The 4,618-nt window shown below is 74.4% G+C and carries 3 protein-coding genes; 2 read left to right on the plus strand and 1 reads right to left on the minus strand.

All coding sequences use genetic code 11. The features are described 5' to 3' along the window. Positions 1–261: 261 nt before the first annotated feature. Positions 262–2,529 (minus strand): heavy metal translocating P-type ATPase, encoded by a 2,268-nt coding sequence (locus H5J30_RS18445; RefSeq protein WP_181788515.1) that lies wholly within the window; start codon positions 2,527–2,529, stop codon positions 262–264. A 176-nt stretch (positions 2,530–2,705) separates the two neighbouring features. Between H5J30_RS18445 and H5J30_RS18450 the strand changes: the two genes are divergently transcribed. Then, positions 2,706–3,725: a DUF8832 domain-containing protein gene (locus H5J30_RS18450; RefSeq protein ID WP_181788516.1), complete on the plus strand. Its 1,020-nt coding sequence runs from the start codon at positions 2,706–2,708 to the stop codon at positions 3,723–3,725. 21 nt (positions 3,726–3,746) lie between these two features. After that, positions 3,747–4,523, plus strand: coding sequence for a dimethylargininase (ddaH, locus tag H5J30_RS18455; RefSeq protein WP_181788517.1), 777 nt, complete (start codon positions 3,747–3,749; stop codon positions 4,521–4,523). Positions 4,524–4,618: the final 95 nt, after the last annotated feature.

A 4,618-nucleotide genomic window follows, 5' to 3' on the forward strand; every position in this document is an offset into this window, starting at 1 on the left:
GGTGCGCAGCGCCGGGAACAACTCCCACGGCGCTTCCCGCGCCTCCCGCGCCGTCCCCGGCACCGGTTCCGTCCCCGGCTCCGGCGACTCTTCCGTCTCCCGCATCCCCACGACGCCTTCCTCCCCCTCGGCCCGGCGCCGCATTCCGCTGCCGCGCCCGCGGAGGGCACCGTAACCCGTGGGTCTCGACGCCACACCGCCCGCACGGCCGGATCGGCACGTACGGGCGGTGCGCGGGGCGGCCGCTCCGGACCGGTGGCCTCAGCCCAGGGGCCGGAAGCGCCGCAGCCGCAGGCTGTTGGCGACCACCGAGACGGAGGAGAAGGCCATCGCCGCGCCCGCGAGCATCGGGTTGAGCAGGCCCGCGGCGGCGAGCGGCAGGGCGGCGGTGTTGTAGCCGAACGCCCAGGCGAGGTTGGTCTTGATGGTGGACAGGGTGGAACGGGCGAGCCGGATGGCGTCCGGTGCGGCCCGCAGGTCGCCGTTGACCAGGGTGAGGTCGGCGGCCTCGATGGCGGCGTCGGTGCCGGTGCCGATGGCCAGGCCCAGGTCGGCCTGGGCGAGGGCGGCGGCGTCGTTGACGCCGTCTCCGACCATGGCGACCGTACGGCCCTCGGCCTGCAGCCGCTTGACCGCCTCGACCTTGTCCTCGGGCAGGACCTCGGCGATGACCTCGTCGATGCCGACCTCGGCGGCGACGGTCTGCGCGACGGCCTTGTTGTCGCCGGTGAGCAGGATCGGGGTCAGCCCCAGGTCCCGCAGCCGCCTGATGGCCTGCGCGCTGGTGGGCTTGACCGCGTCCGCGACCTCCAGCAGGGCGCGGGCCTCGCCGTCCCAGGCGACCGCGATCGCGGTGCGCCCGGCCTGCTCGGACCGCTCCTTGGCCGCGGCGAGCCCGGCGGGCAGGGTGATCGCCCACTCCGCGAGGAGCTGCTGCCGCCCGACGAGGACCGCGTGGCCCTCGACGACGCCCTGGACGCCGAGCCCGGGCACGTTGGCGAAGTCCTCGGGCACCGGCAGCGGACCGACGCGGTCGGCCGCCGCGGCGGCCACCGCCTGGGCGATGGGGTGCTCGGAGGCGTGCTCCAGCGCGCCCGCCAGCCGCAGCACCGCCTCCTCGTCCTCGCCGTCGGCGGTGTGCAGGGCGTGCAGGCTCATGGTGCCGGTGGTGACGGTGCCGGTCTTGTCCAGGACGACGGTGTCGACCTTGCGCGTCGACTCCAGCACCTCCGGGCCCTTGATGAGGATGCCGAGCTGCGCGCCGCGGCCGGTGCCGACCATGAGGGCGGTCGGGGTGGCCAGGCCGAGGGCGCAGGGGCAGGCGATGATGAGCACGGCGACCGCGGCGGTGAACGCGGCGGAGATGCCGTCGCCCGTACCGAGCCAGAAGCCGAGGGTCCCCAGGGACAGGGCGATGACGACGGGGACGAAGATGCCGGAGATCCGGTCGGCGAGCCGCTGCACGGCGGCCTTGCCGTTCTGGGCGTCCTCGACCAGCCGGGCCATCCGCGCCAGTTGGGTGTCCGAGCCGACCCGGGTGGCCTCCACGACGAGCCGGCCGCCGGCGTTGACGGTGGCGCCGGTGACGGCGTCGCCCACGGTGACCTCCACCGGCACGGACTCGCCGGTGAGCATGGAGGCGTCGACGGCGGAGGCGCCCTCGACGACGGTGCCGTCGGTGGCGATCTTCTCGCCGGGCCGGACCACGAAGCGGTCGCCGACCGCGAGCCGGTCCACGGGCACCCGCTCCTCGCGGCCGTCCCGCAGCACCGCGACCTCCTTGGCGCCCAGCTCCATCAGCGCGCGCAGCGCCGCGCCCGCCTTCCGCTTGGACTTGGCCTCGAAGTACCGCCCGGCCAGGATGAACGTCGTCACGCCGGCCGCGGCTTCGAGGTAGATGTTGCCGGAGCCGTCGCCGCGGGCGATGGTCAGCTCGAAGGGGTGGGTCATGCCGGGCTCGCCCGCGGTGCCGAAGAACAGCGCCCACAGCGACCACAGGAACGCCGCGGTCGTACCGACCGAGATCAGCGTGTCCATGGTGGCGGCGCCGTGCCGCGCGTTGGTCCAGGCGGCCTTGTGGAACGGCCAGGCGCCCCAGACCACCACCGGCGCGGCCAGCGTGAGCGAGAGCCACTGCCAGTACTCGAACTGCAGGGCGGGGGCCATCGCCATCGCGATCACCGGCACCGACAGCGCGAGGGAGCCGAAGAGCCGCTGCCGCAGCGTCCGCAGCTCGTCGTGCGGGCCCTGCCCGCCGGCGCCGTCCTCCTGCCCGTCGCCCGCGGCGGTACCGGCGGGGGCGGGCGGTGCGGCGCTGTACCCGGTACGTTCGACGGTGGCGATCAGGTCGTCGACGGCCACGTCGTCCGCGAAGGTGACCTTGGCCTTCTCCGTGGCGTAGTTGACGGTGGCCTCGACGCCCTCCATGCGGTTGAGCTTCTTCTCGATCCGTGCGGCGCAGGAGGCGCAGGTCATACCGCCGATCGCGAGTTCGACCTCGGCGGTCCTGCCCGGCGTGGTGGTGGTCATCACTGCTCCTCGTGGCTCGCTATACCCCTAGGGGGTATTAGATCCTTCGACACCATGTATACCCCTGACCCGTATCCATTGCAAGGGGCGGCCTCGCTTGACTTTATACCCCTAGGGGGTATGGTCGCCAGTATCGAGGCCGGTCGCAGCGACGGGCCGACCGAGAGGAGCGAGCGATGAACACCGCAGCCAGGGCCGGACTCTTCGCAGGTGCGCTGGCCGTCGCGTTCGCCGGGGCGTACGGGGTCGGCAGCGCAGTGGGGCCCGTCACCGACGAGGACACCGCCCCGGCCCACGGCGGACACGCCGCGGACGCGGGCGCGGGCGCAGAGGAAGGCGCAAAGGAGGACGCAGGCGCCGGAAAGAAGGGCGACGGGCACGGCGGCGGCCACGGCGAGGACGCCGGGCCCGCCGCGGGCGGGCTGCAGCTCTCCGAGGCCGGCTACACGCTCGACCTGGACACCGAGCGCGTCGACGCCGGCAGCCCCGCCGAGCTGCGCTTCGCCGTGCGCGGCGCGGACGGCGAGCCCGTGACCTCGTACGAGCGGGAGCACGGCAAGGAGCTGCACCTGATCGTCGCCTCCCGCGACCTCGGTACGTACCGCCACCTCCACCCCGTCCGCGACGCCGACGGCACCTGGAGCACCCCCGTCGAGCTGCCCAAGGCCGGGGACTACCGCGTCTTCGCCGACTTCGTGCCCACCGGCGGCCCCGAGAACGGCCTGACCCTGGGCGGCGACCTCGCCGCCGCCGGGGACTACCGCCCGGCGCTGCCGGCCGAGCCGGAGCGGACCGCGACCGTCGACGGGTACGAGGTGACGCTCGACGGCGCCCTGACGCCCGGCTCCGCGCGCGAGGTGGAGTTCTCCGTCGAGAAGGACGGCAAGCCGGTCACCGACCTGCAGCCCTACCTCGGCGCGTACGGGCACCTCGTCGCGCTCCGCGCCGGCGACCTCGCGTACCTGCACGTCCACCCCAACGGCGAGCCCGGCGACGGCAGCACGGAGCCCGGCCCCGAGGTGGCCTTCTCCGCGACCGCGCCCAGCACCGGTTCGTACCGCCTGTTCCTCGACTTCAAGCACGAAGGCGAGGTGCGCACCGCGGCCTTCACCGTCACCGCGGGCGGCGGCGCGGACGGGGAGCAGGGCGCGGAGAGCGGGTCGGACGAGGAGGACGGCGGCGGTCACAGCCACTGACGGCCGTGGTAGACCTGCTGCATGCGCAGCAGGAAAGCTCTCGTACGCCGCCCCGGACCGCGTCTCGCCGAGGGCCTGGTCACGCACATCGACCGCACGCCGGTCGACGGCGACCGGGCCCTCGCCCAGTGGCGCTCCTACGTCGCCGCCCTCGAACTGCACGGCTGGGAGACCGCCGAGGTCGAGCCCGCCGACGACTGCCCGGACGCGGTCTTCGTCGAGGACACGGTGGTGATGTACAAGAACGTCGCCCTCGTCACCCGCCCCGGCGCCGACTCCCGCAAGCCGGAGACCTCCGGCACCGAGGCCGCCGTGAGCCTCATGCGCTGCTCCGTGAACCGGGTCCACGCGCCCGGCACGCTCGACGGCGGCGACGTGCTCAAGGTCGGCGACACCATCTACGTGGGCCTCGGCGGGCGCACCGACACGGACGGCGTCCGGCAGCTCCGCGCCTGCTTCGAGCCGCTCGGCGCCCGCGTCGTCACCGTCCCCGTCACCAAGGTGCTGCACCTGAAGTCCGGCATCACCGCCCTGCCCGACGGCACCTTCGCCACCCACCCGGGGCTCATCGACACACCGGAGCTGTTCCCGGGCCGCATCGAGGTGCCCGAGGCCGCCGGGGCGCACGTCATCCTGCTGGGCGGCGGCTCGCTGCTGATGGCGGCGAGCGCGCCGCGGACCGCCGCGCTGTACGAGGAGCTGGGCTACACGCCGGTGCCGGTGGACATCAGCGAGTTCGAGAAGCTCGAAGGCTCGGTGACCTGCCTGTCGGTACGCATGCGCGGCCTGTACGCCTGACGGGGCCGCCCGCCCGCACCCGGGCCGCCCCTGCCCCCGCCTCCGCGCGCGCCCGCGGCCTCAGCGGCTCTCCGCCGCCACCCGCAGCGCGCCCC

It is taken from the genome of Streptomyces phytophilus (assembly GCF_013870535.1).
Lineage (GTDB): Bacteria > Actinomycetota > Actinomycetes > Streptomycetales > Streptomycetaceae > Streptomyces > Streptomyces phytophilus.